Origin of the sequence: Flavisolibacter nicotianae (assembly GCF_003628535.1) — a bacterium.
In the GTDB taxonomy this organism is placed as follows: Bacteria; Bacteroidota; Bacteroidia; order Chitinophagales; family Chitinophagaceae; genus Flavisolibacter; species Flavisolibacter nicotianae.
This window is the reverse complement of record NZ_RBCI01000003.1, coordinates 182,630-207,610: the sequence shown is the minus strand read 5'-3', so window position 1 is coordinate 207,610 and position 24,981 is coordinate 182,630. Positions and strand designations below refer to the sequence as shown.

The following is a 24,981-nucleotide window of genomic DNA, read 5'->3' as shown; positions in this document are numbered from 1 at the left end:
CCATGAAAAAACTCCTTCTTTTTTCTTTCATTATTCTGCTGACTGCTGCCTGCAAGCACAGGGAAAAAGCAGCGGAAGAAGAGGCGGCAGTGGCGCCGGAAGACGTGAGAACACCCGTCACCGTCACCAACGTGGAGACGACCTCGCTGGATGATTATATCGAGCTCAATGCCACGTCGACGTATCAGCAAAGCAATTTTATCAAGGCGTCGGCCAATGGCTACTTGAAAGCAGTGAATGTGAAACCGGGACAGCGGATACAGGCGGGGCAAACCGCGTTTACCCTGCAAACAAAAGAAGCCCATGCCCTCGGCAACACCATCAACCAGCTCGATCCCTCCTTCCGTTTTTCCGGCATTATCACCATCAGGGCCGCAACCGGTGGCTATGTTCAAACCGTCGACCACCAGGCCGGTGATTATGTACAGGACGGTGAGCAACTGGCCGTGCTGGCCGACGCAAAGAGTTTTGGCTTTATCCTGAACCTTCCCTACGAATTGCGGCCTTACGTAACCACCGGTAAAGCATTGCAAATCGACTTACCCGATGACACGCACCTCAACGGGGTTGTTTCGAACATCCTGCCCAACGTGGACTCTGTTTCGCAAACGCAAAACGTGCTGATCAAAGTGGCATCGCCGGCAACCGTTCCACAAAACCTGATCGCCAAAGTGCGGGTGGTAAAATCGCACCGGTCGCAGGCAATGTCGGTTCCCAAGCAGGCCGTATTGACCAACGAATCGCAAACAAGCTTTTGGGTAATGAAGATGATCGATTCGGTAACGGCCGTGAAAGTACCCGTCATCAAAGGAATGGAAACAAAAGACCGTGTCGAAATACTCCGGCCGCCGTTTTCCGCATCCGATAAAATCCTGCTGACCGGCAACTATGGCCTGCCCGATACCGCCAAAGTCAAAATTGTGAAAGGAGAGCAATGAAGAATTTTTTTATCACGTACAAAAACCCGCTGACAGTGATCGTTGCCCTCATCCTCATGGGCGGGGTGTACGTATACGGCAAACTGCAAACTTCGCTTTTCCCCGAGATCACCTTTCCCAAAATCAAGATCATTGCCGATGCAGGGCTGCAACCGGTGAACAAGATGATGGTTACGGTTACGCAACCGCTGGAAAATGCCATCAAGCAGGTGCCCGACCTCGAAGATGTGCGCAGCATTACCAGCCGTGGCAGTTGCGAGATCTCGGCTTTCATGAACTGGGACGCCAATATTGACCTGAGCCAGCAACGGATCGAAAGCCGCATTGCACAAATCCGCAACAGCCTGCCACCCGACGTGCAGATCACGGTGGAGAAAATGAATCCGTCCATTCTCCCGGTCATCGGCTACACCCTCGAAACGACCAGCCAGAGCCACACCCCCATCGACATGAAGATGCTGGCACTCTACACCATCAAACCGTTTCTTTCGCAAGTGCCGGGAGTGGCGGAAGTGCGCATCATCGGCGGGAAACAAAAAGAATACTGGCTCACGCTTGATCCGCAAAAAATGAGTACGCTGGGAATTACTCCCGATAAACTTTCCACGGCACTGGGACAAACGAATTTTATCCAGGCGAACGGCTATTTGTCCGATTACCGCCAACTCTATCTTACGGTAACGGATGCCACCGTTCACTCGCTGGTAGATCTGCAAAACCTGGTGATCGCCAACGACGGCCGACGCATTGTCCAACTAAAAGACATTGCCGATGCCAAAATCAACGAAGGCGTTGAATACACAAAGATCAACGCCAATGGCAGGGCCGGGCTGCTGGTCGCCATTATCAAGCAACCGAATACCAACCTGGTTGCCCTTTCTACGGCCATGGCCGCCAAGGTGGAAGAACTCAGGCATTTGCTTCCCGGCGGCGTCAGTATAAAGCCTTATTATGTACAGGCCGATTTTGTACACGATTCGGTAAGGAGCGTTACAGACAGTTTGTGGATCGGTCTTGTGCTGGCCATTATCGTCGCCATCATTTTCCTGCGATCGCTGAAAGCCAGCGCCACCATTCTCATCACCATCCCTGTAACGATCTGCCTGACACTGATCGTTGTGTATGCCGTTGGCTACACACTCAACATCATGACCCTTGGTGCTATCGCCGCTGCCATCGGTCTGATCATCGACGATGCGATCGTCGTGGTAGAGCAAATCCACCGTTCACACGAAGAGCACCCGGACCAGCCGTCAACGGTTGTGGTACAGAAAGCCATCCACTATCTCCTGCCGGCAATGGTGGGTTCTTCGCTCAGTACGATCGTAATCTTTATTCCTTTTGAAATCATGAGCGGCGTTGCCGGTGAATATTTCAAGGTGATGACAAACACCATGATCATTGCACTGGTCTGTTCGTTTTTTGTAACATGGATTTGCCTGCCCGTTATTTATCTTTTGCTGACGAAAGAAAAGTCTGGCCCTGACGCAACAACAAAACCAACGGAACAGCCGCACGAGGTGCGGAAACAAAAATGGGTGGGCTTTTTTATCCATAAGCCCATTGTCAGTTTGGTGATTACCGCCGCGCTGGCCGTTTCAATCTGGTTGGTATTGCCCTTGTTGCAAACCGGTTTTTTACCGGAGATGGATGAAGGAAGCATTGTGCTGGATTATAACTCGCCTCCTGGAACGTCGCTGGAAGAAACCGACCGCATGCTGCACCAGGTGGAAATGATCATTAACAAGGTACCGGAAGTGGAGGCGTATTCACGCCGAACAGGTACGCAAATGGGCTTTTTCATCACGGAGCCCAACCGGGGCGACTACCTGATTCAACTGAAGAAAAACCGCAAGCGTTCCAGCGAAGAGGTCATCGCCGATCTACGGCACCAGGTCGAAAGCAGCCAGCCGGCACTGACCATTGATTTCGGCCAGGTGATCAACGACATGCTGGGCGACCTGATGGAATCTGTTCAGCCCATCGAAATCAAAATCTATGGCGACAATATCGAAAGGCTGCGTGAATTTTCGCAGCAGGTGAATGAGATTACTGAAAAAGTGGAGGGCACGGCAGACGTTTTCAACGGCATTGTCATTTCCGGTCCGTCCGTAAGCATTCGTCCCAACAATGCCATGCTGGCGCAATACGGCCTCACACCGCAAGCGTTGCAAACGCAAATTCAGCTTGGCCTGCAGGGCACGCAGGTTGGCACCATCCTCGAACGGCAGCAGCTCTCCGCGGTCCGCATCGTGTATCCCGGCACATCTGCGCAAAGCGTGGACGGCATCCGGCACCTGCAGATTTTTACACCGGGCGGTCGTCTCCTGCCGATCACGTCACTGGCAACAGTTGAGATCAACCCGGGTGATGCCGAAATTCAGCGGGAAAACCTTCAATCAATGGGCGTGGTGACCGGCCGGCTGGAGAACCGCGACCTGGGCAGCACCATGAAAGAGATCCGCCGGAACGTGTCGGCGCAAGTAGTGCTGCCACAGGGCTACCACATCGAATACGGCGGTGCCTATGCACAACAGCAGCAATCCTTTCACGAGTTGCTGCTCATTCTCGTCACGTCCAGTCTTTTGGTCTTTGGTGTGATCCTCTTCCTGTTCCAGGATTTTTTCGTGGCCACCTTAATATTGCTTCTCGCGGTACTCGGCATATCGGGCAGCTATCTTGCCCTTTTCCTGACCAACACGCCCCTGAATGTGGGGAGTTATACAGGCCTGATTATGATTGTCGGAATCATCGGCGAAAACGCGATTTTCACCTTCCTCCAATTCCGCGAATCGCTACAGGCCAGTGGCGATGTGGATGAGTCGATCGTGTATTCCATTTCCACAAGGTTACGACCCAAACTGATGACGGCATTGGGCGCCATCATAGCCCTGATGCCGCTGGCCCTGGGCCTGGGCACGGGAGCCGAATTGCACCAACCCCTGGCCATCGCGGTAATCGGCGGTTTTCTTACGGCGCTTCCGCTCCTGCTCATTGTACTGCCTTCGATGCTCCGGTTGATTTTCCGGAGGAGACGCCTGGCGCCTACTGATCAGCCTTAATCACCAGCACCTGGAACGAGCCGGGTTTCATCCGTGGCCGTCCACCTTCGCTGACCGGTGCTTCAAATTCTGCCGTCGGCAGAAAGATCGTTCCTGTCTTTTCGTTATACGCGATGGTCCGTGCGCCACGTTTGGTAGGAAAGTTTCCCAGCAGGGTAAATTTTTCTGGCGAGCCTTCTTTGATCACGCTGAGCGTTCCTTCGCCATTGGACGTAAAAATTAATTTTTGTTTGGCATCAAACACAACACCATCGCAGCCATTACCAATTTTGAGTTTCGCAACGACAGCACCATTTTCTGCATTCATGACCACCAGTAACTGTTCGCAGCCGGCAAAGAGTCGTTTTGTTTCTTTGTCGTAAGCAAGCCCGGTGGGTCCTTCGCCGGGACTCAAGGACCAGCGATGAATGACACTGTGCGTTTGTAAATCGACGACGACAATTTCATTTTTGTCTTCCAGGTTGACAAACAATTTGCCCTCGCCATCCGATGCTGCTTCTTCGGGCTTGCCGCCAACGTCAATTGTCTTTACAACCCGGTTTGTCGTGGGTTCGATAACCGAAAGGGTTTTGGAACGGCCGTTACAGGTAATGATCGTTTTGGCATGCGGCTCAAACAGGATGGCATCCGGGTTTTCACCCGTACTGATTTGGGTGAGCACCTGGGCGTTTTTCAAATCAAAGACGGTTACGTTGTTGCTCCGGCCGTTGCTGGTGTAGCCCCGGCCCAAATCATTGTCGAAAGCAATACCATGTACACCCAACGTGTTTGGAATTACACCAACAGAATCACCTGTTGCCTCGTTAAGAATATTGACCTGGGTACCGTGCGACACATACAATTTCCCGTTGTTCACGGCTAAATAATCCCACCCACCGGGGCTTTGTATGTGGTAGGTTTTTTTTATGGTAAAAACCGGCGCTTTTTGCGCAGCCGCAGAAAGAGAAAGGGCAGCCGCAAACACGGCGAAATACTTTTTCATAAGCATATTTATGATCGTTAAAAAATGATCCTGTTTTATTTATTTGTGGCAATGCTCGTTTGTCGCCACTATACTTTTTCATCCTGCGGCCAGAACACGGTAAAGCAATGTTCATGATCCAAAAAGCGGTAACACAGCTTCATCGACGACACATCGGCTATTTGTTTGACGATAGAAAGACCAAGACCATTGCTTGCACTGCCGGTTGAGGACTTGTAAAATCGCTGAAACAATTTGTCCGCTTGAAGTGCAGACCGGAGGCCGCTGTTTCGTACTGTCAGCTGTTCTCCATTCAATTCAATGGAAATATGCCCGCCCGGTTCATTGTGGTTCGTGGCGTTGCTCAACAAATTATTCAATAAAATATCGGCTAGCACCCTGTTCATTCGAACGCACACAGGATGCAGCGACACGGCAACGCTGATAGATTTTACCTGCCACAACTCCTGGAAGTCCTGCAGTTTTTCTTCCAGCTTCTCTTTCATTAAGATGTCTTCACGTTCTTCGAACTGGTTGTTTTCAATTTTTGCCAGGAGCAAAAGAGAACCGTTCAACCGGCTTAGTTTTTCCACAGCGTTGTAGGCACCCTGCAGGGTAGCGCTCTGCTTTTGCGTGAGGTGCTCATCCTGGATGAGCAGGTCCAGTTTTGAACGGATAATGGCAATGGGTGTTTGAATTTCGTGGGCTGCGTTTTCGGTAAAGGTTTTCAGCGAAAGGTATTCAAGCCTTGATTCTTTGGTGATGCTTTCCAGCGTGTTGTTGAGAAATGTGAACTCGTCGATTTTCGTCATGGGCAGGGCAAGCGGTTGATCCCGGCTTACCCGTACATTTTTTACTGCCTGCAAGGCCGCGTAAAAAGGCTGCCATAATGTTTTCAGCAAATAGCGGTTAAGCAGTGCCGAAACCAGCAGGATGAGAAGGATGGTTGAAATAGAGACCAGTAAAATGGATTGCAAAAGGTTGTCGGTTCCTTCGAGCGACTTGGAAACAGTGACCTGGAAATTTTGCCCCTGCGTTGAAATGCCAAAAACAAGACTCCGGTAATTACCCGAAACACCAGCGGCACCGATTTGGGCTGGCTTCACTGTCGCGATATGACGGTGCACCGGCACTTGCGCGGGTGCAAAAGTGATGATCTGGTCCGATACCGAAAAGCTTTCGGGAAGACGGTTGTGTTCTTTTACAAATGCCGCGATCTCGTCCTGTTCAATTTGCAAATCTTCATCGATCTGGTGCACGAGCACATAGCGGATGGAAAAATAAAAAGCAATGCTGGCGACAACAAAAATGGCAATGTTGGCAGCGAGGTTAACCAGGCTATAGCGGGTAAAAAGTTTCATGTAGAAGGAAGGCTGAATTTATAGCCCATACCGTAAACCGATTTGATGTAGTCCGAGGCACCGGCCTGCTCGATTTTTTTTCGCAGGTTTTTGATATGCGTGTAAATGAAATCATAGTTGTCTGCAATATCAAAATTGTCGCCCCAGAGATGCGTGGCAATGGCGTTTTTTGCAATGACCTTGTTTTTATTGCTGATGAAGTAAAGCAGCAATTCGTATTCTTTTTTTGTCAGTTCGACGGTTTGATCCCCGACCCGCAGTTCTTTCTGCTGCAGGTCGAGTTCGAGTGCATCGAAACGAAGAATATTTTTTCCCTCGAACGCTTTGCGGCGGATGATCGCATCCACTCTTGCACCAAGTTCCATCAGGTGAAAAGGCTTGGTAAGGTAATCATCAGCACCGGTCTTTAGTCCCAGCACTTTATCGTCGATGGAATTTTTAGCCGACACAATGATCACGCCATCCAGCTTGTCTTCTTCTTTCAACCATTTCAGAATGTCCATCCCGCTGCCGTCCGGCAGTGTAATGTCGAGAACAATGCAGGCATAATCGTAGAGGGAAACTTTTTCCATCGCGGTCCGGTAATCAAAGGCCTGCTCGCACATGAACTGCTCCCCACAAAGGTAATCGCACATGCTTTGCGACAGGTCTTTTTCATCTTCAACAACCAGTATTTTCATCTACCTGAATTTAGGCCAATGTTTCGGAATGGCGACGACTACTATTGGGTTGACGCAAAGCACATGACCATTGCGGATCACCCGACATACGTCAGTCGGTAACTGTACGATCGACCGAAATGGAAAACCAGGCGACGGTTCTTTTTGTCTTCCTGTTTTTTAAAAAACATGCAACCGCTCCGGACTTGAAGCAAAGTTTCGGAGCAAAATTGAAGAAATGTTGAAGCCGGCTCCGGCTGGCAATGCCCCCTTTTCCCGGACAACAAAAAACCCCACCAGATTCACACCTGACAGGGTTCGTGTTTAAAGCTTGTGGACTTAACCAACAAAAAGTCGAACCAGATATGGGATTTATTGGGTAGAATTTACACATTAAAGCCCTTAATTGGACAAAAATGCTCAGCAGTCTCAAAACCAAAAAACTGCGGATCAAAAAAGAAGAAGACTAGTTATAGTTAATGAAGGCTAAACGAATAAGATAAGTATAAGGGTATCCGATATTACGTGGTTTAGTTTTTGTGTCATGCGTACGAAACCAAAATCATTAGTTATGACCGGATACCATACCTACAAATCGTGTATTGATGCTTGTTTACAATGCGCCGCCATTTGTAACCATTGTGCCAGCTCCTGCACCCAAGAAGAGGATGTGAAAATGATGGCTAAGTGCATACAGCTAGATATGGAATGCGCAGCTATTTGTTATGCAGCAGCTCAATTGATGAGCCTAGGGAGCGAAATGGCAAAAGACATTTGTCGCATTTGCGCTGACATATGCGAAAAATGCGGGGCTGAATGTGCTAAACACCAAACCGAGCACTGCCAGGAATGCGCCAATGCCTGTAAGCGCTGTGCAGAAGAATGCAGGAAAATGGCAGCATAATATTTATACAGAAGCAGGCTTAAAGTCTGCTTTTCTCATTAAAGCATATTCATTAGAACGTAAGAGGCTGTATAATCAATGCGTGAAAAAATAATAGCAGGAAGCCAGTATCCTGGCTTCCTGCATCAGCTAATAACGTTTATGTTATACAATAAAAGGATCAACAATCATTAAAACCTGCTGTTTGGTTAATGGTTCATCAAATGCTTCGGAAGCATCTTCCGATGTTATAGCAAATCCATTGATGCCTGTGATCTGAACACCTGCCTGCAGGGTGTTTTCTTCACCATTGTAACTGGGCTGTACTGCCGATGAAGCGATATTGCTTTGATTCAGCGTGATCCATGGCTGAGGCATTCCTACCACCAAGGGGTCTCCTGTTCTACGGCTCCTGATTTCACGAACGTGCGCAGCATGCCTTGCCTCCACTGAATGAATACGAAGGGCAGCTCTCAATACTTCGTTACTGCTGATAAGGTTCGCTGCCTGTCCTTTGTATGCTCTTACCCCGGTATCTTCAAATGTTTGGGACACCGCAAGGAACAAACTGTAATTGGTAAATACGCCGGCAAAAGGCCCCATTCCGCTTCCGTTACCTGCTGTATAATCAAACGTCGGCTTTGGCACCGGCGTACCGCCCAACGCCATGATGGTGGTTTTCAAAAATTGTACATGTTCATTTTCGTGATCGGCTATTACCTGAAAGGCATTGCGGTCCGCTCCTGCCGGAATCAATCCCGACGAAGCAAGACCTGTATTGTAGAATTCTGCTTCAAGGTATTCCAGGGTCAAAGCAAAATTTAAAACATCCAATATCTGGCTTGAACTGCTTTGACCGTAGGCTTTTGAAAAAAGGGAACCAAGAGCAAAAGGCAGGGCGGTCAGTGCAATTTTACTTCCTACATTGGAAAGGCTCTTCAAAGCTTCTCTTCTTCCATCTAGTCGCTCATAGACCTCCGGGTCAATCTTTTCAATTTCAGTAATAACATTATGCAAATTCATAAAATCAAGTTTAAGCGGTAGGTAAATTATTGGCGATGATCTTGGTTTCAATGTAGTTGTTCGCGATGCTCAAAACATCCATGGGTTTGCGGTAGACATCCAAACCATTTGAGTCAACGACATCTGGCCCGGCAAAACTTCCATAGCTCAGCAGATCGCGGATAGCGGCCGCATGCCGTGCCTCCACAGAAACAATCTTACCGGCAAGGAGCAGATAATCAGGACTCTGCAATAGTTCACCAGCTCCATTATAGGCTGAAACGCCTAAATCCTCAAATGCTTTAGCGGTGCCCAATACACTAGCTCTGCTGCTGAAATCAATGGAACTGAAATCAAACAGCAAAGGCCCGATAGCCTTGTTCCCTAAAGCTGTTTTAAAAAACTCGCGATGCGCTATCTCGTGGTCACGGATATCTTCCAGATAAGCTTTTTCTTTACTCGTTGCTCCCGAATAGAATGACGAAGCTACTTTTATGTAAAACGCTGCTTCTAACTGTTCCAAAGCGTACGCATAATTTAGAATGCCTATATCGCCAGAGCCAAGGTTAACCGTGTTTTTAGGCATGTTGTGCGGATCATCCTGGGCAAAGGGTGCATTAGGCTCTCCGCCCCGAAAATCTTTTTTGCAGGAGGCCAACGCCACGGCCGTTACTGCTGAAAGCCCAGCATAATTTAAAAACTTGCGGCGAGATACCTGTTTTGGATCTGAAGATCCATCCGGATAGACATCGGGTAATTTTTTTTCAGCCATAAAATTTTATTTGAGGTGTAGGAAAAAAGAAACAACCCTATTGCATGAAAAAGACAGGTGGATCTATATTCTTTAAAAAGGGGGTTATGGCCATTTACGAAAATCACATGCCTTTGGATTACAAAAAATACTTTACTCACTTGCTTAATTAAAAGAGTAATAACTAGCCATAGATTGAGCAGATGTGGAAAAGCGATGGTGAAAATATTACTCCATTGTCGCAACTATTGGCAGAGGAAAGGAAGAGCTTCATCCAATTGCATAAAGGATATCTTGTCAAAAGAGGTTAACTTAATCTCTTGCTCTGGATGTATCGTAACAACCATATCGGTACCAGGCGATTTTTGATTAATCACGCAGGCTACTTTGTCGAAAGGGAAAGAAGATTTCCTAGGAAAGTAGGTATACAGAAAATCGGGTTTGATGGTATCCAAGATGGTGGAAAGATTATCAAGGGAAACATCATTGCCCATGTAAATAACCTCTATGCCTTTATGCCGAATGTAGAAAGTAGCATATAAGAGTGCCAAATCGAGTTGCTTTGAGCCAGATAAAAACAATAAAATCTTTCGACTTTCTTTTAACGGCACTTCAATTTTTTCAATAGCGGAAAGGATTTTTTTTCGTAGGACCGTTACCACCAAATGCTCTTCTGTTAGCTGGCGGCCTTGCCAAAAAAGATCGGCTTTTCTAAGAAAAGGAACGACTATTTCCTCCATTACAATTTGACAAGGCCAGGTGATAAAGCACTGATCTATAATCGATTCAAAGTCTCGCGGCTCCAATTGGTACATTACTTTGAACAATTCATTAATGACCTTACGATAAAGGTCTTCATCCGTATTTAAGACCTTTATCCTTTGTGCGATCTCTTCCTTCGACAAGTTGGCGAGAGTGGAGATTTTGTAGCCATTGCTGTTTAAAATAGCGATATCCAACAGGAGTTTTAAATCGTCAAGGTTATAAATCCTTGTTCTCCCGTTTCGGTAGGCGGGCTTAGGAATTCCATACCGTTGCTCCCAAGTTCGTATTGTGTGCGCTTTGATCCCGGATAATCGCTCCAGGTCGTTGATGCCAAATTCCATAACAGATGCATTGGACCTAATTCCTTGATTATCTACGAAAGTCATCAGCAACCGGTTTTAATAATATTTTTTTAATGGCTAAGCTTAGGGCCTGCTCATAATTTAAGCATTTATTCAACCCAAACTGTTCGATCATAAAATTTAAACAGATTTTGTTGAATGTTTTTTGGCAAAAGAGAAGGTTTATTTAAACCAAAGGGAAGTTTCAAGTTGATAGTCCTTGTCATGGTGCGTTTTTTGGTTACAACTCCTACAGGATTTGTTCTGGTTCGCTTAAAAACATTTACAATGAAAATTTTTGGTTCCTACCTAGCCGCTTTCATATTTCTTTTACAGGCTTGCAATTCCAATTCATCAAATTCAAAACAAAGTTCCATGGATAGTAGTGATCACTCCGCAAAAGAAAACAGCATGTCAGTCCCTGACTTAAAACCCAAAGGCCCTAAACCCGATTGGGCGAAGGATATAGACGACAATATGCAGGTAGTCACAGACAAATTAGCCAGCTATGGCGATCCTCCCATTGAAACCCTTTCAGCACAAGCTGCCAGAAAAGGGCATACTCCAACGGATGCTGTAATGGATGTCATGAAAGAGAACAATATTGCTATGCCTCCCTCCATGTGTGATACAATGGGTAAAGACATTCCAGTGGAGGGCGGAACAATTCATGCGAGAATTTATACCCCTAAAAATGGAAAGGGCCCCTTTCCCATGATCGTTTATTACCATGGCGGCGGATGGGTGATCGCAGATTTGAATACGTACGATCCGTCGGCAAAGGCTTTAGCAGAGCAAACCGGGGCGGTGGTCGTTTCGGTGCATTACCGCCAGGGTCCTGAACATAAGTTTCCGACAGCTCACAATGACGCGTTTGCAGCCTATCAATGGGCGCTACAAAATGCGGCCAACATCAATGGCAATCCGAAAATGGTAGCAGTAGCAGGAGAAAGTGCAGGTGGCAACCTGGCTTGCAACATGAGCATTATGGCAAGAGACAAGGGTATCCAAATGCCTGTTCATCAATTATTAGTTTATCCGGTAGCTAGTAACGACATGAATTCAGAATCGTATCATAAATATGCTGCTGCCAAACCGCTGAATAAACCCATGATGGAATGGTTTGCGAAGAACTACTTAGGCGATATGAGCAAAGCTGCCGATCCCCGTATCGCACTGGTAAACGCCAATCTCAAAGGCTTGCCGCCAACAACCGTTATTGGGGCAGAAATTGATCCTTTACAAACAGAAGGAAAGCTACTGGCGGATAAATTAAAGGATGCCGGTGTAGATGTAGATTATAAGCTCTATGATGGTGTAACCCACGAGTTTTTTGGTATGGCAACTGTGGTGCCCGATGCAAAAGATGCCCAGGCTTATGCAGCAAGCGAATTGAAGAAATCATTCAACAAATAAATCTGTACGGCCCGTATATATAATATATAGATTTTCAATTGTTCAAGTAAATATTGTAAGAAATCAGAAAAGGGAGTTCAAAGGATTGGACTTCCTTTTTATATAGAGTTAAATGATTTACCAGAAAAAGTTTTTCTGCAATTTCAATTTAGTGGCGCTAACAGTTTCCTCACTTAAGATAAACTGCAAAAACATAATTAATCACTTTTGTAGATTGTTCCGAGTAAGAACTTTTGACGCTTCATCGTTCTTGACTTAGGAAATACGAAATGAATAACGAAAGTTCGGGTTCGACTTTCTTGTTAAGACAAATTATAAAAGCCTTGATTTACAAGGCTTTTATAATTTGTGGAGGTGACCAGCAAAAAGTCGAACCAGATATGGGATTTATTAGGTAGAATTTACGCTTTAAAGCACATCATTAGACAAAACTTAGCTCCGGTGCTAAATCTGAAAAGAAAGACTGACTAGAAGTAAAGAATAAAAGTAATTGGAAAGTAATGAGGAACTCCAGTAGTACTGGTGTCTGAGAGCCCAAACGCAACATTAATGAAAGCTCATATAGAGTAAAAACAGTTTGTTTCCGATATTTTCATTTTCAAAATCTTATTATTTGAAAAAAATAAAGCACAAAACTAATAACCAATTAAGAATGATGATGATCTGTGACAACGGCAAAAAACCACCTTATTCTTTTTGTACCGAAAGGATTATTCTTAGTTGTTCCCTTGCATAGGTTAACAATGTGTCAGGAATGAGCGTGATGGTTAATGCTATGAATGCCGGCAAGCTTTGAAACATTCTTAATTTCTTGGCCATAATTGAGAACCCGGAGTTTGCTGCGGATGTCCGAAAGTTCTTTCGTGCTTATAGCTGGAAGATTTACGTAACAAGAAATACCTGACAACCAAAGTCACGATTTCTATAGCGATGCATCTTTTAAATAATCGCTTATTTCGATTTATTGAAGATCAGCAGATGCCGCTTCTCAGAATACTCACTGACAGCGGAACCGAATACAATTGTTGTTGATGTGAGTATTCCTAATGCTTGGATTTATCCAGAAGATGGAATAAAGCATTGTCAAAAAGTAAATGTCATGAGAAACTAATGGCTCCTGCTGGTATTCCGTATTTAATCATCTGGCTTGTTTGCATCAAAAGTCGACCACTTCACTGAAGCCATTTGTACTACAAATTGATATCCAAGTTTTCTGCTTTACATCTTCATCCCTGCCATCGGGTCTGCACCGTTTTTGAAAATGTACTCGCTGTTGATTAAGTAAGCCCCACTGGTTACCACTGCATCACCATTTGCCAAGCCGTAAGTGATTTCTATGCGGTCGCCACTTTCTAAGCCGATTGTTACCATCTGGTTTCTGAATGTATTTTTACTCGTCTGCACCCATACGGAAGCACCTTTTTCGTCCCGCAACACTGCATCAACGGGAAGTGATAAAACGTTTCGCTGATTGCCTTTTACAACTACATAGGCTGACATGCCGGGACGTAATTGGTTGTTTGGATTTGGGATGGTTACCCTTATTAAATTTATTCTTTTATCAGGGCTGATTTCAGGGTTTACAAATTCAATTTTTCCATTGACTTCTTTTCCAATATCGGGCAACTGCACCGTTACCATACCACTCTTATTTATTTGAGCAAACTGGCTGGTATAAACCTGTGCTTCTGCCCAAAGTGTTGACAAATCGGCTAACTGTACAATCGTTCCACCTTCATTAATGTATTCGCCTTCCTGTGCATTTAGTTCAGTAATGTAGCCGCTTTCGGTACTGTAAAGCGTAGTGGTTGTTTTGGCTTTACCGTTTTTTGCCAATGCATTTATTTCGGCATCGCTCATGCCCCATAACAATAGTTTTGTTTTGGCACTTTTAATAACCTGGTCAAAATCTATCAGGGAGTTATCAAGCACCTTTCTTCTTTCCAATGCTAAAAGATATTCCTGCTTTGCATTGTTCAGTTCTTCGCTATATACCTCTGCCAACGGTTCTCCTTTGCGGATGTAATCGCCAATGTTTTTATGATACAGTTTATCAATTCTGCCGGTTACCCTGGCACTCACAGCTGTTAATTTGTGCTGGTCGTAATTGAGTGTTGCCGTTAATACCGTTTCATTTCCAATTACGCCTTTGCCAATAGTATCTACCTGGATATTTCCTAATTGTATCTGTTGTTCACTTAGTTGTATTTCACCGGCTTTGGGAGCATTGCCTTTTTTCACGGGGATTAATTTCATGCCACATATCGGGCAGTTTCCGGGATGCTTCTCCATTATTTGCGGATGCATAGAACAGGTATAAAACGTATCCGTTTCTACAACTGCTTTTTTATTTTTACAAGCCGGTATGCTTAACAGTATTGCTGAAAAAAGCACCAACAGTACAAGAGTGCGACGCAACGAATGCTTCATAGATGTACTAATGCCAGGCTCAAAATATTTTACTTTCATGTGTTACTGATTTGCTTTTATAAAACTTTCGCTGTCGGTTAAATACTGTGCGTTTGCCGCCACCGTGTCTTTCACGGTTAAGCCACTCACCACCTGCACCAAACCGTTTTGTTTTATTCCCGTAATTACTTTTTTAGCAACAAAACCACCATTACTTTTTACAAAAGCCACATTGTTCATGCCAAGAGATACAACGGCTTCCTGCGGTAACCAATTTGCGTTTGCAGTGCTACCAAAAATATTTGCCCGAACCGGACTGCCGATGGGAATATCTAAACTACCATTGTTGAAATACACTCTTGCCGTTAATGTTTTACTACCCTGCCGAAAGAAAGGTTCAATGAAATTTATTTTGGCGGCAAATGCTTTATGTGGCATTGCTTCTGGAGTGATTTTTACAGGATTGCCCACTTTTACAAGATGTTGGTTTTCGGGAAAGATGTTGAGCACCGCCCATGCTTTATTCGGATTGGTTAAAGCAAATACTTTTTGTCCCTGCTGTACATACATACCTTCACGAATAGCTAAAGGAGCTGTTGTTACTGCTGAAGAAATCATATCACCTGATGCATTCATGGTTTCCTGCCCGGCTTCGTGTATATGACCCATCACACGGGAATAGACCGTGATGGTAAAGGATGCTTTACGTGTTTTGATGAGTTGTTGCAGTTGGCTGTTGCTCATGCCTAATAACAATAGTTTTTGTTTGGCTGCATTAATGAGTGATGTATTTGCGGCATCATTTTTCAAAAGGAATAAAAGGTTTTGCTGGGCAGTTGAAATTTCAGGACTGTAGATGTCCATAATTTTGTCGCCAGGCATAATCATTTGATAGCGATAGCGGACATATAGTTTTTCAATTCTTCCTGAAATCCACGCTGAAATAGAAGCCACTTCATGGGTATCGTTCTGAACGCTGCCAATGGCTTCAATGGTTATTGTTTCTTCAGCTTTTTTAATGGTGGTAACGGGCAAAGAAGAAATGACAAATTCATTAACAGGCTTCAACAAGTCTTCCAACTGTATATCATTAATCTTTTGTGCAGCCGTTTCCTTTTTCACTAAATCCATTCCGCATATAGGGCACTGACCAGGCTTATCCCGGATAATCTGCGGATGCATGGGACAAGTGTATAATTGTTTGGTTTCTGTGGTTTCGTGATTGTGGGTTTCCGTTTCTTTTTGCTTGCAGGAAGATGCAACTACCATTACTAAAATAGCAACGACACTCATGAAGGAATATTTTTTATAGTTGTTGAACATAGTCTATTTAATTTCTAAAATCCTTTCCAGTTCAACCTGCATGTTTAGCAGTTGTTGTACCTGGTTTAAATATTCAAACTGTGTTTTATTCAGAGTGTCCCAGGCATCAAACAGTGTAAACAATTGTTCTGTGTTTTGCTCGTAGCCTAATTGCATTACCTGGTAGTTTTTTTGAAGTGCAGGAATAATGTTTTCTTCAAACAGTTTTACCTGCTTTTTCTTTGCTTCTATCTCACTGAGCATTCCTGCAACCATGCCTGATGCTTCGTTTATAATCATTTGCTTTTGCTGCTGTAAGGCTTCTGTCTTGAAGGACAGGCTCTCTACATTTGCTTTTGATGCCCTGTTTGCCCTGCCAATGGGTATGCGTACCATGCCCATTAAGGTATACTGCATGGGCATACCGCCTAATCCAAACATGTGTTCATACCGTACACCAAATTCAGGTTTTACTTTGTTGCGTTCTACATTTTGTTGCAAAGCTGTTAGCTGAATATCCCGGTCAATAGCTTTCAGATCGCTGCGATTACGGAGAATTGCAGTATCTAACATTTCAGCTGAAACATCACGAACTGAAAAACTGGTATCTATATCAAATGTTTCAAGTTTGCTGCTGTTCATTAATGTATTTAAACGGATGCGTTTTTGCACCATTTCATTTTGCAGTTCAATTTTTTGATTGATAACATTTCCCAGTTCGGCTTTTGCTTTATAATAAGCACTTAATTTATCCAAGCCATTTTTATAACGCAATTCTGCATCCTTAATCATAAAGTTGAGCAGCTTCTCATTTTCATTCAGCACATTTATTTTCTTTTTTATAATCACCCAGCCATAATAATTTTTCTTAGCATCAGCATACAACTGGTATAATTCATATCTCTTATGTTCTTTTTCCGAAGCGGACATGCCTTCCATGTATAAGGCTTCTGCATCCTGCTTTTTTTTGTTGGGAAACATTTGCTGCACCGATAACAAGTATTGACCCATGCCGCCTGTGCCATTATCACCCTTCCAAAGTTTGGGATTGTAAGGCGTCATCCAAAAACCGGTTCCAAAGTCGGTAGGCATCCAGCTTCTTGCTCCCTTTGAGGTTTCATCCAGTGAGCGGATTTGTGCATCGTACATTTTGGCAACGGGATTTTGATTTTCTATTGTTTGCATGATTTGCTGCAAGGTTTTTTTCTCCTGTGCAACAGCAACAGACGAGATAGTTAACAGCAACAGCAGTATTTTATTTTTCAGTTTCATGATTAATGTTTTACATCAAGCACATCTATTTTTCCAAACTTCCGTAGCTCGTATTCCTTGGTCATCAAAAAAATCAATGGCGTTACCAATAAGATATGCGTAGCAGAAGTGAGCACACCACCCACCATTGGCAACACAATGGGTTTCATTACATCGCTGCCTACGCCGGTGCTCCACAGGATTGGAATTAAGGCAAACAACGAAACAGATACGGTCATAATTTTTGGTCGCAGCCTTTTGGCAGCACCGGCAATCACATATTCTCTTATATCTTCTCTTGTGATTGTCTCTCTTGAATTTCCTTTTAACGCTACGAGTTGTTGCATGGCATCGTTTAGGTAAATGACCATTACGATACCGGTTTCTACTGCCAAACCAAATAGGGCTATAAATCCGACTGCTACTGCAACTGACAAATTCACGCCCCAGAAGTAAATCATAAAGGCACCACCGATTAACGCAAAGGGAATAGAAATCAAACTGAAAAAAGCTTCCCGTGCAGAATGAAAAGCAAAGTACATACACACAAAAATGATAAGCAGCACAATGGGTAATATTAGCTTCAATGTCTTCTGGCTTCTTATTAAATTTTCATACTGACCGCTCCATTCAATGAAATATCCTTTGGGCATTTTACCAATCATCTTATCTAAACTTGCTCTTGCTTCTTCCACGGTTCCGCCAAGGTCACGGTCCCGCACATTAAACAAAACAGTACCTCTCAATAAAGCGTTTTCAGAACTTATCATAGGCGGACCTTCGCTAATTTTTATATCTGCAACTGCTTCCAACGGAATAGGACCGGCACTCATCGTTTGCACCTGCAACTGTTTTAATGCCTGGATGTTATCCCTGAAATCTTGTCCAAACCTCGCATTCACCGAAAAGCGTTGCCTGCCTTCAACTGTGGTGGTCAGCTTCATTCCGCCCAAGGCACTTTCCACAATAGCATTCACATCATCGATGCTTAGTCCATACCTGCCAATTTCATCCCGTTTAATATTGATGTCAATATATTTTCCGCCGGTGATGGGTTCTACATATAAATCTTTCACCCCTTCAATGCCCTGCATGGCGGTACGGATTTTTTGTTCTAATGCATTGATGGTGTCGAGGTTTTGTCCAAACACTTTTATGCCCACATCGGTACGAATACCTGTAGAAAGCATGTTGATGCGGTTGATGATAGGCTGTGTCAGGCCGTTGGTGACACCGGGTATTTGCAGCTTGCTGTTTAACTCATTGATGATTGCCTCTTTGGTGATACCTACTCTCCATTCGCTTTTAGGCTTCAGGGTTACAATCGTTTCAATCATGCTGATGGGCGAATTGTCGGTGGCGGTATTAGCACGACCTGCTTTGCCTAAAACATTTGCCACTTCAGGAACGGATTTGATTAATTTATCCTGCACCTGTAATATTCTTTTTACTTCCGCATTGGAAACATCAGGTAGAGTAACGGGCATGAAAAGAATGGAACCTTCGTCCAACGGTGGCATAAATTCTTTGCCTAAGCTCATTACCAAGGGAATGCTTATCAGCAATGCAATGATGTTAACAGCAATGGTTGTTTTGCGCCATTTGATGCAGGCTCGTATCACCGGTTCATACATCCTTTCCAAAAAACGATTGATTGGATTGGCATTTTCATTTCTAAACCTGCCTTTCATAAAAAACGAAATCAACACTGGCGCTAATGTCAACACCAGTATGGCATCCACAGCCAGTATGAAAGTTTTGGTGAAAGCCAACGGACCGAACAATTTTCCTTCCTGACCAGTGAGCATGAACACGGGAAGAAAGGAAGCAATGATGATTACGGTGGAAAAGAACACACCTCTTGAAACCTGTTTGCTTGATTTTTCAATGATGTCCATACGGACACCTTCCGGTATCTTTTGATAGCTATTCCTGCTGGTTATTTTTATTTTTCGTTTTAAGAATTTCATGCTTCTGTTTTTTTATTAGCCGGGTCATTTTGCCAAAGTGATAGATTTCGGTAGGCGTTTTCACTCATAATAATTCCGTTGTCAACAATCACCCCGATTGCCAATGCAATACCTGTTAATGACATGATGTTTGATGACAAACCGAAAGCATTTAATAAAATAAAACTGACAGCAATGGTGACCGGAATTTGAATGATGATGCTTAATGCACTTCGCCAGTTAAACAAAAACAGCATGACGATAATGCATACAATAATGATTTCTTCAAACAGCTTTTCTTTGATGGTTTCAATGGCAGCTTCAATCAATGTGCTTCGGTCATAAGCCGTCTTAAATGTTACCCCTTCGGGTAAACCCTTTTCTACTTCCTTCATCTTTATTTTTACGGCATTGATTACATTGTCTGCATTCTCTCCATAACGCATCACTACAATGCCACCGACTGCTTCCCCTTCGCCGTTTTCATCAAAGATGCCCAATCGTAAATCTGAACCCATTTGAACGCTGCCAATGTCCTTTATTCTGATAGGGATGCCGTTGATATTGGACACGGCAATGTTTTCAACATCTGCTTTATTTTTTATGTAGCCCAGCCCTCGTATGATGTATGCCATATCAGACATTTCAAACTTTCTGCCGCCCACATCATTGTTATTGGCTTTTACCTGCTTCATTACATCCATCATTGACAGGTTGTAATACTGCAATTTCACAGGGTCAATAATTACCTGGTATTGTTTTTCAAAACCGCCAAAAGAAGCTACTTCTGCCACGCCGGGAACCGTCTGCAATGCGAATTTTACATACCAGTCCTGCAAAGCCCGTTGCTCGCCTAAATCCATTTGTTTTGCATCGAGTGTGTACCAAAACACATGACCCACACCGGTTCCATCAGGACCCAATGTTGGTGTTACATCCTGCGGCAATAACCGCTGTGCATAATTCAATCTTTCCAGCACTCGTGTACGTGCCCAATACACATCCACATTGTCTTCAAAAATGATGTAAACAAAACTCATCCCGAACATGGACGTGCCACGTATGTTTTTTACTTTGGGTATGCCCTGAAGATTACTTACCAAAGGGTAGGTGACCTGGTCTTCCATAATTTGCGGTCCCCTGCCTGACCATTCTGTAAAAACAATCACCTGGTTTTCGGACAAATCGGGAATGGCATCAATGGGATTTTTTTGAATAGAAAAGATACCCCACACAAAAAGTCCTGCTGCTAACAGCAACACGATGTAGCGATTGTGAAGTGATACTTCTATTAGTTTCTGAACCATTATGTCTAAATTTTTTATTTCTGACTATTATTGAAATAGTCCTGTGACTAAAAACAAAACGGTTGCTATTCCTGCTGCAATAAAATTATAAGGGTTAGCATATTTTATGTATTTGGAATGGTCGGCATGTGCTATGTTGGAAGACATATTTGTCATTCCCGCCACAGGTGAAGTAACATCGCCAAATGTGCCGCCAGTTAGAACTGCTGCTACGCACAATGGAATAGCCACACCAACCGACACTGCAAGCGGTATCGCGAAAGGCATGATTAAAGATGCCGCTCCCCAACCTGAACCAATAAAGTAAGTTACAGCACTAGATAGAAGAAAAAGCAAAACGGGAACACTCCAATCCGGTAGTGAATTGCCAACCTGTTGCTGAATAAAATTACTTAGTCCTAATTGCTGTGATACTCCGGCTAATGACCATGCTATTGCAAGGATGGCTAAAGTGGTCATGATCTCATTTCCGCCTGAGATAATATCGGCGGTCATTTTTTTCAAATTATATTTTTGAAAGAAATAAAATACCGACGAGATGAGTATTGTAATCAACAATGCAACAAGCATTGCTTTGTTCGGCTGCGTATTTGTTATCGCAGAAATAATTGAAGTATTAGCAGATTGATTTTTTCCAAAAAACCAAAAGAAGAAGAGACTTAAAACGATAACGGATACCATTGGAAAAACAAGATTAAGCACCCGTGGTTTTAGAACAGGCTCTGCTTCTTCCATGTCCATCTTCATATCCATCCTACCATTCGCTTTTTTGGTTTGAGATTTATTTTGAACATTTTCCGGTTTGTTGAACTGAAAAAAGATGGAAAGAAAAGTGATTAGTATTACCACAATGCTGAAATATTCAAATGGAATTGCTTTTAACCAAATAGAATATGCAGAACCGCTTTGCTGGTTACCTGCAGCCTTCAAGCCCTGGCTAATTATAGCTACATTAAAACCTACAAACGTTGTAGCAATAGGAATAAGTTCCACTACCGGGCTTGCTGTATTGTTTAGCATAAACGCAAGGCGTTCCCGGGCTATCTTATTCTTTTCGGCAAGAGAACGTGTAATAGAACCTGCACCAACTACCCTAAAGCCACAGTCAATAAAGGTGACAGGAAGGAGTGCCCATAAAGTAACAAATACTCCTTTTTTGCTTTTGATATACTTTTCTGCTACGTGGGAAAAAGCCTTTATACCACCTGAATTTTTTATCAAGGCTATCAATCCACTGAACAGATACAGGAACAGGATAACCTGTAGATTTTCTTTGTCTGTCAGGGTTTTTACAATCTGGTCAACTGCTGTTTCTACACCACCTGCAACAGTGGGGTTTAGCAGATAACTTCCCACTAATAAGCCAATTAAAAGAGAAGGAATAATTTTCTTTGACCAGATTGCAATAGCAATGGTTAGAAGAGGTGGTATGATTGAAAGCCATGTCATGTTTTCCATTTGTTTTACAATTTTACACTTCGTAATCTCAGGGAATTGGCGATAACGGAAACAGAGCTAACGCTCATGGCTGCAGCCGCAATCATGGGTGATAACAAAATGCCGAAGAATGGAAACAGTATTCCTGCGGCAACAGGCACCCCGATAACGTTATAGATAAAAGCAAAGAACAAGTTTTGTTTGATGTTCCGCATCACTGCTTTACTCAACTTCTCTGCTTTGGCAATGCCTTGTAAATCGCCTTTCACTAAAGTTATTGCTGCGCTTTCTATGGCTACGTCCGTTCCTGTACCCATGCCAATGCCCACATCGGCCTGTGCCAACGCCGGCGCATCGTTAATGCCATCGCCGGCCACTGCTACTTTTTTACCTTCTGTCTGCAACCATTTTACTTCGTTCAATTTGTCTTGTGGTAAAAATTCTGCTTTATAACCCGATAGGTTCAACTCATTCGCCACCGTTTTTGCTGTGTTGGCATTATCACCGGTAAGCATGATTACTTCAATATTATTTTCGAGCAATTCTGCAATGGCGGCTTTACTGGTTTCTTTTATTTTGTCTGTAATCGTAATATAGCCTGCTGCCTTACCATCCACTGAAATGAAAGAAACCGTTTTGCCCAATACCTGTTCTTCATGCACCTGTGTTAAAAGGCTTTCAGGGATAGTAGTTTTAATTTCTTCCATCAGCTTTGCATTGCCCAATGCAATTTTTTTATCATCCACTGTTCCTACAACCCCTTTGCCGGCAACGGTATTAAAATCCTTTACATCAGATAATTTCACCTTCTTTTCATTGGCATATTTCACGACAGCGGTTGCTAAAGGATGTTCACTTTGCTTATTCAGTGAGCTTATTTGTTGCAATAAACCGTCTTCATTATATCCTTCTGTTGCTATTACTTTTTCTAAAGAAGGTTTGCCTTCGGTGATAGTGCCCGTTTTATCAATGATAAGCGTATCAACCTTATTCATCTTTTCCAATGCTTCGGCATTCTTAATCAAAACACCTGATTGAGCGCCTCTGCCTACACCCACCATTACCGACATTGGCGTAGCCAAGCCCAAAGCACAGGGACAGGCAATAATCAATACGGCAATGGCATTTACAAAAGCATATACATACCTTGGTTCGGGACCAAACAATACCCATGCAAAGAATGTGAGTACTGAAACAATGACTACTATTGGAACAAAGTATTTGGATATTTTGTCTGCTAACTTTTGAATGGGTGCTCTTGAGCGACTGGCATCATTCACCAATTGAATGATTTGTGAAAGCAAGGTTTCAGCGCCTACTATTTCAGCTTCCATTACAAAGGAAGAAGTGGTATTTATTGTACCTGACGTTACTTTATCATTTACCCTTTTATCAACAGGAACAGGTTCGCCGGTTATCATCGCTTCGTCAATGCTGGCTTCACCCTGTACTAATTTTCCATCAACCGGAATTTTTTCTCCCGGTTTAATCCGTAAATGGTCGCCACTTTTTATCTGGTCAATGGGAATTACTTTTTCTTCGCCGTTGCTAATCAGTGTTGCTTCCGATGGCACTAATTTCAGTAAGGCTTTAATAGCCCCGCTCGTTCGGCTATGTGCTCTTGCTTCCAAAAGTTGACCTAATAAAATTAGCGTAAGAATTACCGTTGTTGCTTCAAAATATACAAACACAGTTCCGCTTTCTGTTTTGAACTGGGCAGGAAAAATATGGGGGAACAACATGGCAATTACACTAAACAGGAAGGCAACTCCGGTGCCGATGCCGATGAGTGTAAACATGTTTAAGTTCCATGTTACAATAGAAGTCCAGGCTCTTTTAAAAAACATCCAGGTGGCATAGAACACCACCGGAAGCGATAACGCAAATTGTATCCAGTTCCAAACAGGCTGACCGAAAAGCGAATGCAGCGGATTGTTTGGCAACATATCCGACATGGCAATCAGAAGTATAGGTAGGGTGAACAGTACGGCTATTTTGAACTTCTTCAACAGTTCTTTATAAGCCTTGTCCTCATCTTCTTCAACTGGTTGCATGGGCACTAAATCCATTCCGCAAATGGGGCATGAACCCGGTACATCCCTGATGATTTGCGGATGCATGGGGCAGGTGTATTGCGTCTTTGCTGTTGCATGTGAAGATGCTGTTGGTTCTTTTACTAAACGCATTCCGCAAACAGGGCAGTCGCCCGGTTTGTTATAAGTCTTATCGCCTTCGCAGTGCATGGGGCAATAGTATTTGCCGGTGTTACCGTTAGCAGTTTGATGTTTATCGTGCTGCTTATTTTCATTTTTTTTATTTCCTACTTCCTGCACCGGCACCAAGTTCATACCACACACAGGACACTTGCCGGGACTATCATAGGTTTTGTCGCCTTCGCAGTGCATGGGGCAAGCGTACTTAATGCCACTGGCATCAACCGGTTTCTGTGTGGAGGTTTTATGTTCATGCATAATTTTTTGTTTAGTGTAACTTAAAAATTAACAGGCTGCCAGTTAGTTAACCGATAGCCTGTCAATTGAAATCAGGCTACCATCTTTCTGCATTCTGTTTCACACTTACGGCATTCTTCTGCGCATTTTTTGCAATGCTCATTGTTGTGCTTTTCGCATTCTTCTGCACAGCGGCGACAGGCATCGGCACACTGTTGCATGGTTTTCGGATTGCAATCTGCTGCGCATTTACGGCAGGCGTCCGCACATTCCCTGCATAATGTTTCGCATTGTTCCATGCCGGGTTTACCGTTGCTATGTGCCGCACAGGTGTCACAGGCTTCTGCACATGCCTCACATGCGGCAATACAGTTTTCATACTTTTGTTCAGTCATAACAATCGTTTTAAATTTTCTTCAGGTCCGCTGTTGCCCGGTCTTCAGATTAGCTGTTGCCCTTGCAGTATTATTCTTTTGGCTTAACATAGGTGCCTTCTTTCATCATCTTCTCCTGTTCGGCAGTCATCTTTTGTTTCACCAGCTTCATACCACACTTGGGGCATTCACTGGGGTGGTCGCTCATTACTTCGTTATGCATGGTGCAGGTGTAAATTTCATCTTTTGCTAACTGCTCTGTTTTTGCTTTGCTTTTGTTATCTGAACAGGCTGTAAATACAAAAGCAATTGATAAAATAATAGCTGCGATAAAAAATAAATTTTTCATGATTGTATGTTTTA

General features: G+C 43.7%; 19 protein-coding genes. 4 read left to right on the top strand and 15 right to left on the bottom strand.

All coding sequences use genetic code 11. The features are described 5' to 3' along the window. The first annotated feature begins 2 nt into the window (after window positions 1-2). The gene (locus tag D6024_RS09335) at window positions 3-938 is read left to right on the top strand and encodes an efflux RND transporter periplasmic adaptor subunit (protein ID WP_121354344.1); all 936 of its coding nucleotides are present in this window, start codon (window positions 3-5) and stop codon (window positions 936-938) included. After that, window positions 935-4,000: an efflux RND transporter permease subunit gene (locus tag D6024_RS09330; RefSeq protein WP_121354343.1), complete on the top strand. Its 3,066-nt coding sequence runs from the start codon at window positions 935-937 to the stop codon at window positions 3,998-4,000. The genes D6024_RS09335 and D6024_RS09330 overlap by 4 nt, the downstream gene beginning before the upstream one ends. Here D6024_RS09330 and D6024_RS09325 read toward each other — a convergent pair. From D6024_RS09325 to D6024_RS09315, 3 genes are all read right to left on the bottom strand, one after another. After that, window positions 3,984-4,982, bottom strand: coding sequence for a YncE family protein (locus D6024_RS09325; RefSeq protein ID WP_121354342.1), 999 nt, complete (start codon window positions 4,980-4,982; stop codon window positions 3,984-3,986). The genes D6024_RS09330 and D6024_RS09325 overlap by 17 nt on opposite strands. 68 nt (window positions 4,983-5,050) lie before the next feature. Further along, a complete protein-coding gene (locus D6024_RS09320) occupies window positions 5,051-6,322 on the bottom strand; it encodes a sensor histidine kinase (RefSeq protein WP_121354341.1) in 1,272 nt (423 codons plus the stop codon). After that, a complete protein-coding gene (locus D6024_RS09315) occupies window positions 6,319-7,002 on the bottom strand; it encodes a response regulator transcription factor (protein WP_121354340.1) in 684 nt (227 codons plus the stop codon). The genes D6024_RS09320 and D6024_RS09315 overlap by 4 nt, the downstream gene beginning before the upstream one ends. A 523-nt stretch (window positions 7,003-7,525) precedes the next feature. On the opposite strand from D6024_RS09315, the gene D6024_RS27515 reads away from it, so the two are divergent. After that, window positions 7,526-7,885: a four-helix bundle copper-binding protein gene (locus tag D6024_RS27515; protein ID WP_317125268.1), complete on the top strand. Its 360-nt coding sequence runs from the start codon at window positions 7,526-7,528 to the stop codon at window positions 7,883-7,885. 144 nt (window positions 7,886-8,029) lie between these two features. Here D6024_RS27515 and D6024_RS09305 read toward each other — a convergent pair whose 3' ends face one another. From D6024_RS09305 to D6024_RS09295, 3 genes are all read right to left on the bottom strand, one after another. After that, entirely contained in the window at window positions 8,030-8,887 is an 858-nt protein-coding gene (locus D6024_RS09305; protein ID WP_121354338.1) for a ferritin-like domain-containing protein, read from the bottom strand. A gap of 10 nt (window positions 8,888-8,897) precedes the next feature. Beyond that, window positions 8,898-9,638 (bottom strand): ferritin-like domain-containing protein, encoded by a 741-nt coding sequence (locus D6024_RS09300; RefSeq protein WP_121354337.1) that lies wholly within the window; start codon window positions 9,636-9,638, stop codon window positions 8,898-8,900. A gap of 224 nt (window positions 9,639-9,862) precedes the next feature. Then, window positions 9,863-10,768, bottom strand: coding sequence for a MerR family transcriptional regulator (locus tag D6024_RS09295; protein WP_121354336.1), 906 nt, complete (start codon window positions 10,766-10,768; stop codon window positions 9,863-9,865). Window positions 10,769-10,882: 114 nt separating this feature from the next. Here D6024_RS09295 and D6024_RS09290 point away from each other — a divergent pair, with 114 nt between their 5' ends. Further along, a complete protein-coding gene (locus D6024_RS09290; RefSeq protein WP_205573256.1) occupies window positions 10,883-12,139 on the top strand; it encodes an alpha/beta hydrolase in 1,257 nt (418 codons plus the stop codon). Window positions 12,140-13,357: 1,218 nt separating this feature from the next. Here the strand turns inward: D6024_RS09290 and D6024_RS09285 are convergent. The 9 genes from D6024_RS09285 to D6024_RS09245 all read right to left on the bottom strand — a co-directional run bounded on the left by D6024_RS09285 (window position 13,358) and on the right by D6024_RS09245 (window position 24,967). Beyond that, on the bottom strand, window positions 13,358-14,608 hold the full coding sequence (locus tag D6024_RS09285) for an efflux RND transporter periplasmic adaptor subunit (protein ID WP_205573255.1): 1,251 nt from the start codon (window positions 14,606-14,608) through the stop codon (window positions 13,358-13,360). 3 nt (window positions 14,609-14,611) lie between these two features. Beyond that, the gene (locus D6024_RS09280; protein WP_205573254.1) at window positions 14,612-15,841 is read right to left on the bottom strand and encodes an efflux RND transporter periplasmic adaptor subunit; all 1,230 of its coding nucleotides are present in this window, start codon (window positions 15,839-15,841) and stop codon (window positions 14,612-14,614) included. A 33-nt stretch (window positions 15,842-15,874) separates the two neighbouring features. Beyond that, window positions 15,875-17,122 (bottom strand): TolC family protein, encoded by a 1,248-nt coding sequence (locus tag D6024_RS09275; protein WP_121354334.1) that lies wholly within the window; start codon window positions 17,120-17,122, stop codon window positions 15,875-15,877. Between the two features lie 2 nt (window positions 17,123-17,124). Further along, window positions 17,125-19,071, bottom strand: coding sequence for an efflux RND transporter permease subunit (locus D6024_RS27425; RefSeq protein WP_121354333.1), 1,947 nt, complete (start codon window positions 19,069-19,071; stop codon window positions 17,125-17,127). Further along, window positions 19,068-20,357 (bottom strand): efflux RND transporter permease subunit, encoded by a 1,290-nt coding sequence (locus tag D6024_RS27420; RefSeq protein ID WP_121354332.1) that lies wholly within the window; start codon window positions 20,355-20,357, stop codon window positions 19,068-19,070. The genes D6024_RS27425 and D6024_RS27420 overlap by 4 nt, the downstream gene beginning before the upstream one ends. A gap of 27 nt (window positions 20,358-20,384) precedes the next feature. After that, on the bottom strand, window positions 20,385-21,815 hold the full coding sequence (locus D6024_RS09260) for a Na+/H+ antiporter NhaC family protein (RefSeq protein ID WP_121354331.1): 1,431 nt from the start codon (window positions 21,813-21,815) through the stop codon (window positions 20,385-20,387). 5 nt (window positions 21,816-21,820) lie between these two features. Next, window positions 21,821-24,265 carry a copper-transporting P-type ATPase gene (locus D6024_RS09255; RefSeq protein ID WP_121354330.1) on the bottom strand — a complete coding sequence of 815 codons (2,445 nt, stop codon included), beginning with the start codon at window positions 24,263-24,265 and terminating at the stop codon, window positions 21,821-21,823. A 71-nt stretch (window positions 24,266-24,336) separates the two neighbouring features. Next, window positions 24,337-24,465, bottom strand: coding sequence for a four-helix bundle copper-binding protein (locus D6024_RS27590; protein WP_394338464.1), 129 nt, complete (start codon window positions 24,463-24,465; stop codon window positions 24,337-24,339). A gap of 244 nt (window positions 24,466-24,709) precedes the next feature. Continuing rightward, window positions 24,710-24,967, bottom strand: coding sequence for a heavy metal-binding domain-containing protein (locus tag D6024_RS09245; protein WP_121354328.1), 258 nt, complete (start codon window positions 24,965-24,967; stop codon window positions 24,710-24,712). Window positions 24,968-24,981: the final 14 nt, after the last annotated feature.

Bases quoted from the DNA above. Each gene is read 5' to 3' on its own strand.
- D6024_RS09335 (WP_121354344.1), top strand. From the start codon at position 3: ATGAAAAAACTCCTTCTTTTTTCTTTCATTATTCTGCTGACTGCTGCC.
- D6024_RS09330 (WP_121354343.1), top strand. From the start codon at position 935: ATGAAGAATTTTTTTATCACGTACAAAAACCCGCTGACAGTGATCGTT.
- D6024_RS09325 (WP_121354342.1), bottom strand. From the start codon at position 4,982: ATGAAAAAGTATTTCGCCGTGTTTGCGGCTGCCCTTTCTCTTTCTGCG.
- D6024_RS09320 (WP_121354341.1), bottom strand. From the start codon at position 6,322: ATGAAACTTTTTACCCGCTATAGCCTGGTTAACCTCGCTGCCAACATT.
- D6024_RS09315 (WP_121354340.1), bottom strand. From the start codon at position 7,002: ATGAAAATACTGGTTGTTGAAGATGAAAAAGACCTGTCGCAAAGCATG.
- D6024_RS27515 (WP_317125268.1), top strand. From the start codon at position 7,526: ATGCGTACGAAACCAAAATCATTAGTTATGACCGGATACCATACCTAC.
- D6024_RS09305 (WP_121354338.1), bottom strand. From the start codon at position 8,887: ATGAATTTGCATAATGTTATTACTGAAATTGAAAAGATTGACCCGGAG.
- D6024_RS09300 (WP_121354337.1), bottom strand. From the start codon at position 9,638: ATGGCTGAAAAAAAATTACCCGATGTCTATCCGGATGGATCTTCAGAT.
- D6024_RS09295 (WP_121354336.1), bottom strand. From the start codon at position 10,768: ATGACTTTCGTAGATAATCAAGGAATTAGGTCCAATGCATCTGTTATG.
- D6024_RS09290 (WP_205573256.1), top strand. From the start codon at position 10,883: ATGTTTTTTGGCAAAAGAGAAGGTTTATTTAAACCAAAGGGAAGTTTC.
- D6024_RS09285 (WP_205573255.1), bottom strand. From the start codon at position 14,608: ATGAAAGTAAAATATTTTGAGCCTGGCATTAGTACATCTATGAAGCAT.
- D6024_RS09280 (WP_205573254.1), bottom strand. From the start codon at position 15,841: ATGAGTGTCGTTGCTATTTTAGTAATGGTAGTTGCATCTTCCTGCAAG.
- D6024_RS09275 (WP_121354334.1), bottom strand. From the start codon at position 17,122: ATGAAACTGAAAAATAAAATACTGCTGTTGCTGTTAACTATCTCGTCT.
- D6024_RS27425 (WP_121354333.1), bottom strand. From the start codon at position 19,071: ATGAAATTCTTAAAACGAAAAATAAAAATAACCAGCAGGAATAGCTAT.
- D6024_RS27420 (WP_121354332.1), bottom strand. From the start codon at position 20,357: ATGGTTCAGAAACTAATAGAAGTATCACTTCACAATCGCTACATCGTG.
- D6024_RS09260 (WP_121354331.1), bottom strand. From the start codon at position 21,815: ATGGAAAACATGACATGGCTTTCAATCATACCACCTCTTCTAACCATT.
- D6024_RS09255 (WP_121354330.1), bottom strand. From the start codon at position 24,265: ATGCATGAACATAAAACCTCCACACAGAAACCGGTTGATGCCAGTGGC.
- D6024_RS27590 (WP_394338464.1), bottom strand. From the start codon at position 24,465: ATGCAACAGTGTGCCGATGCCTGTCGCCGCTGTGCAGAAGAATGCGAA.
- D6024_RS09245 (WP_121354328.1), bottom strand. From the start codon at position 24,967: ATGAAAAATTTATTTTTTATCGCAGCTATTATTTTATCAATTGCTTTT.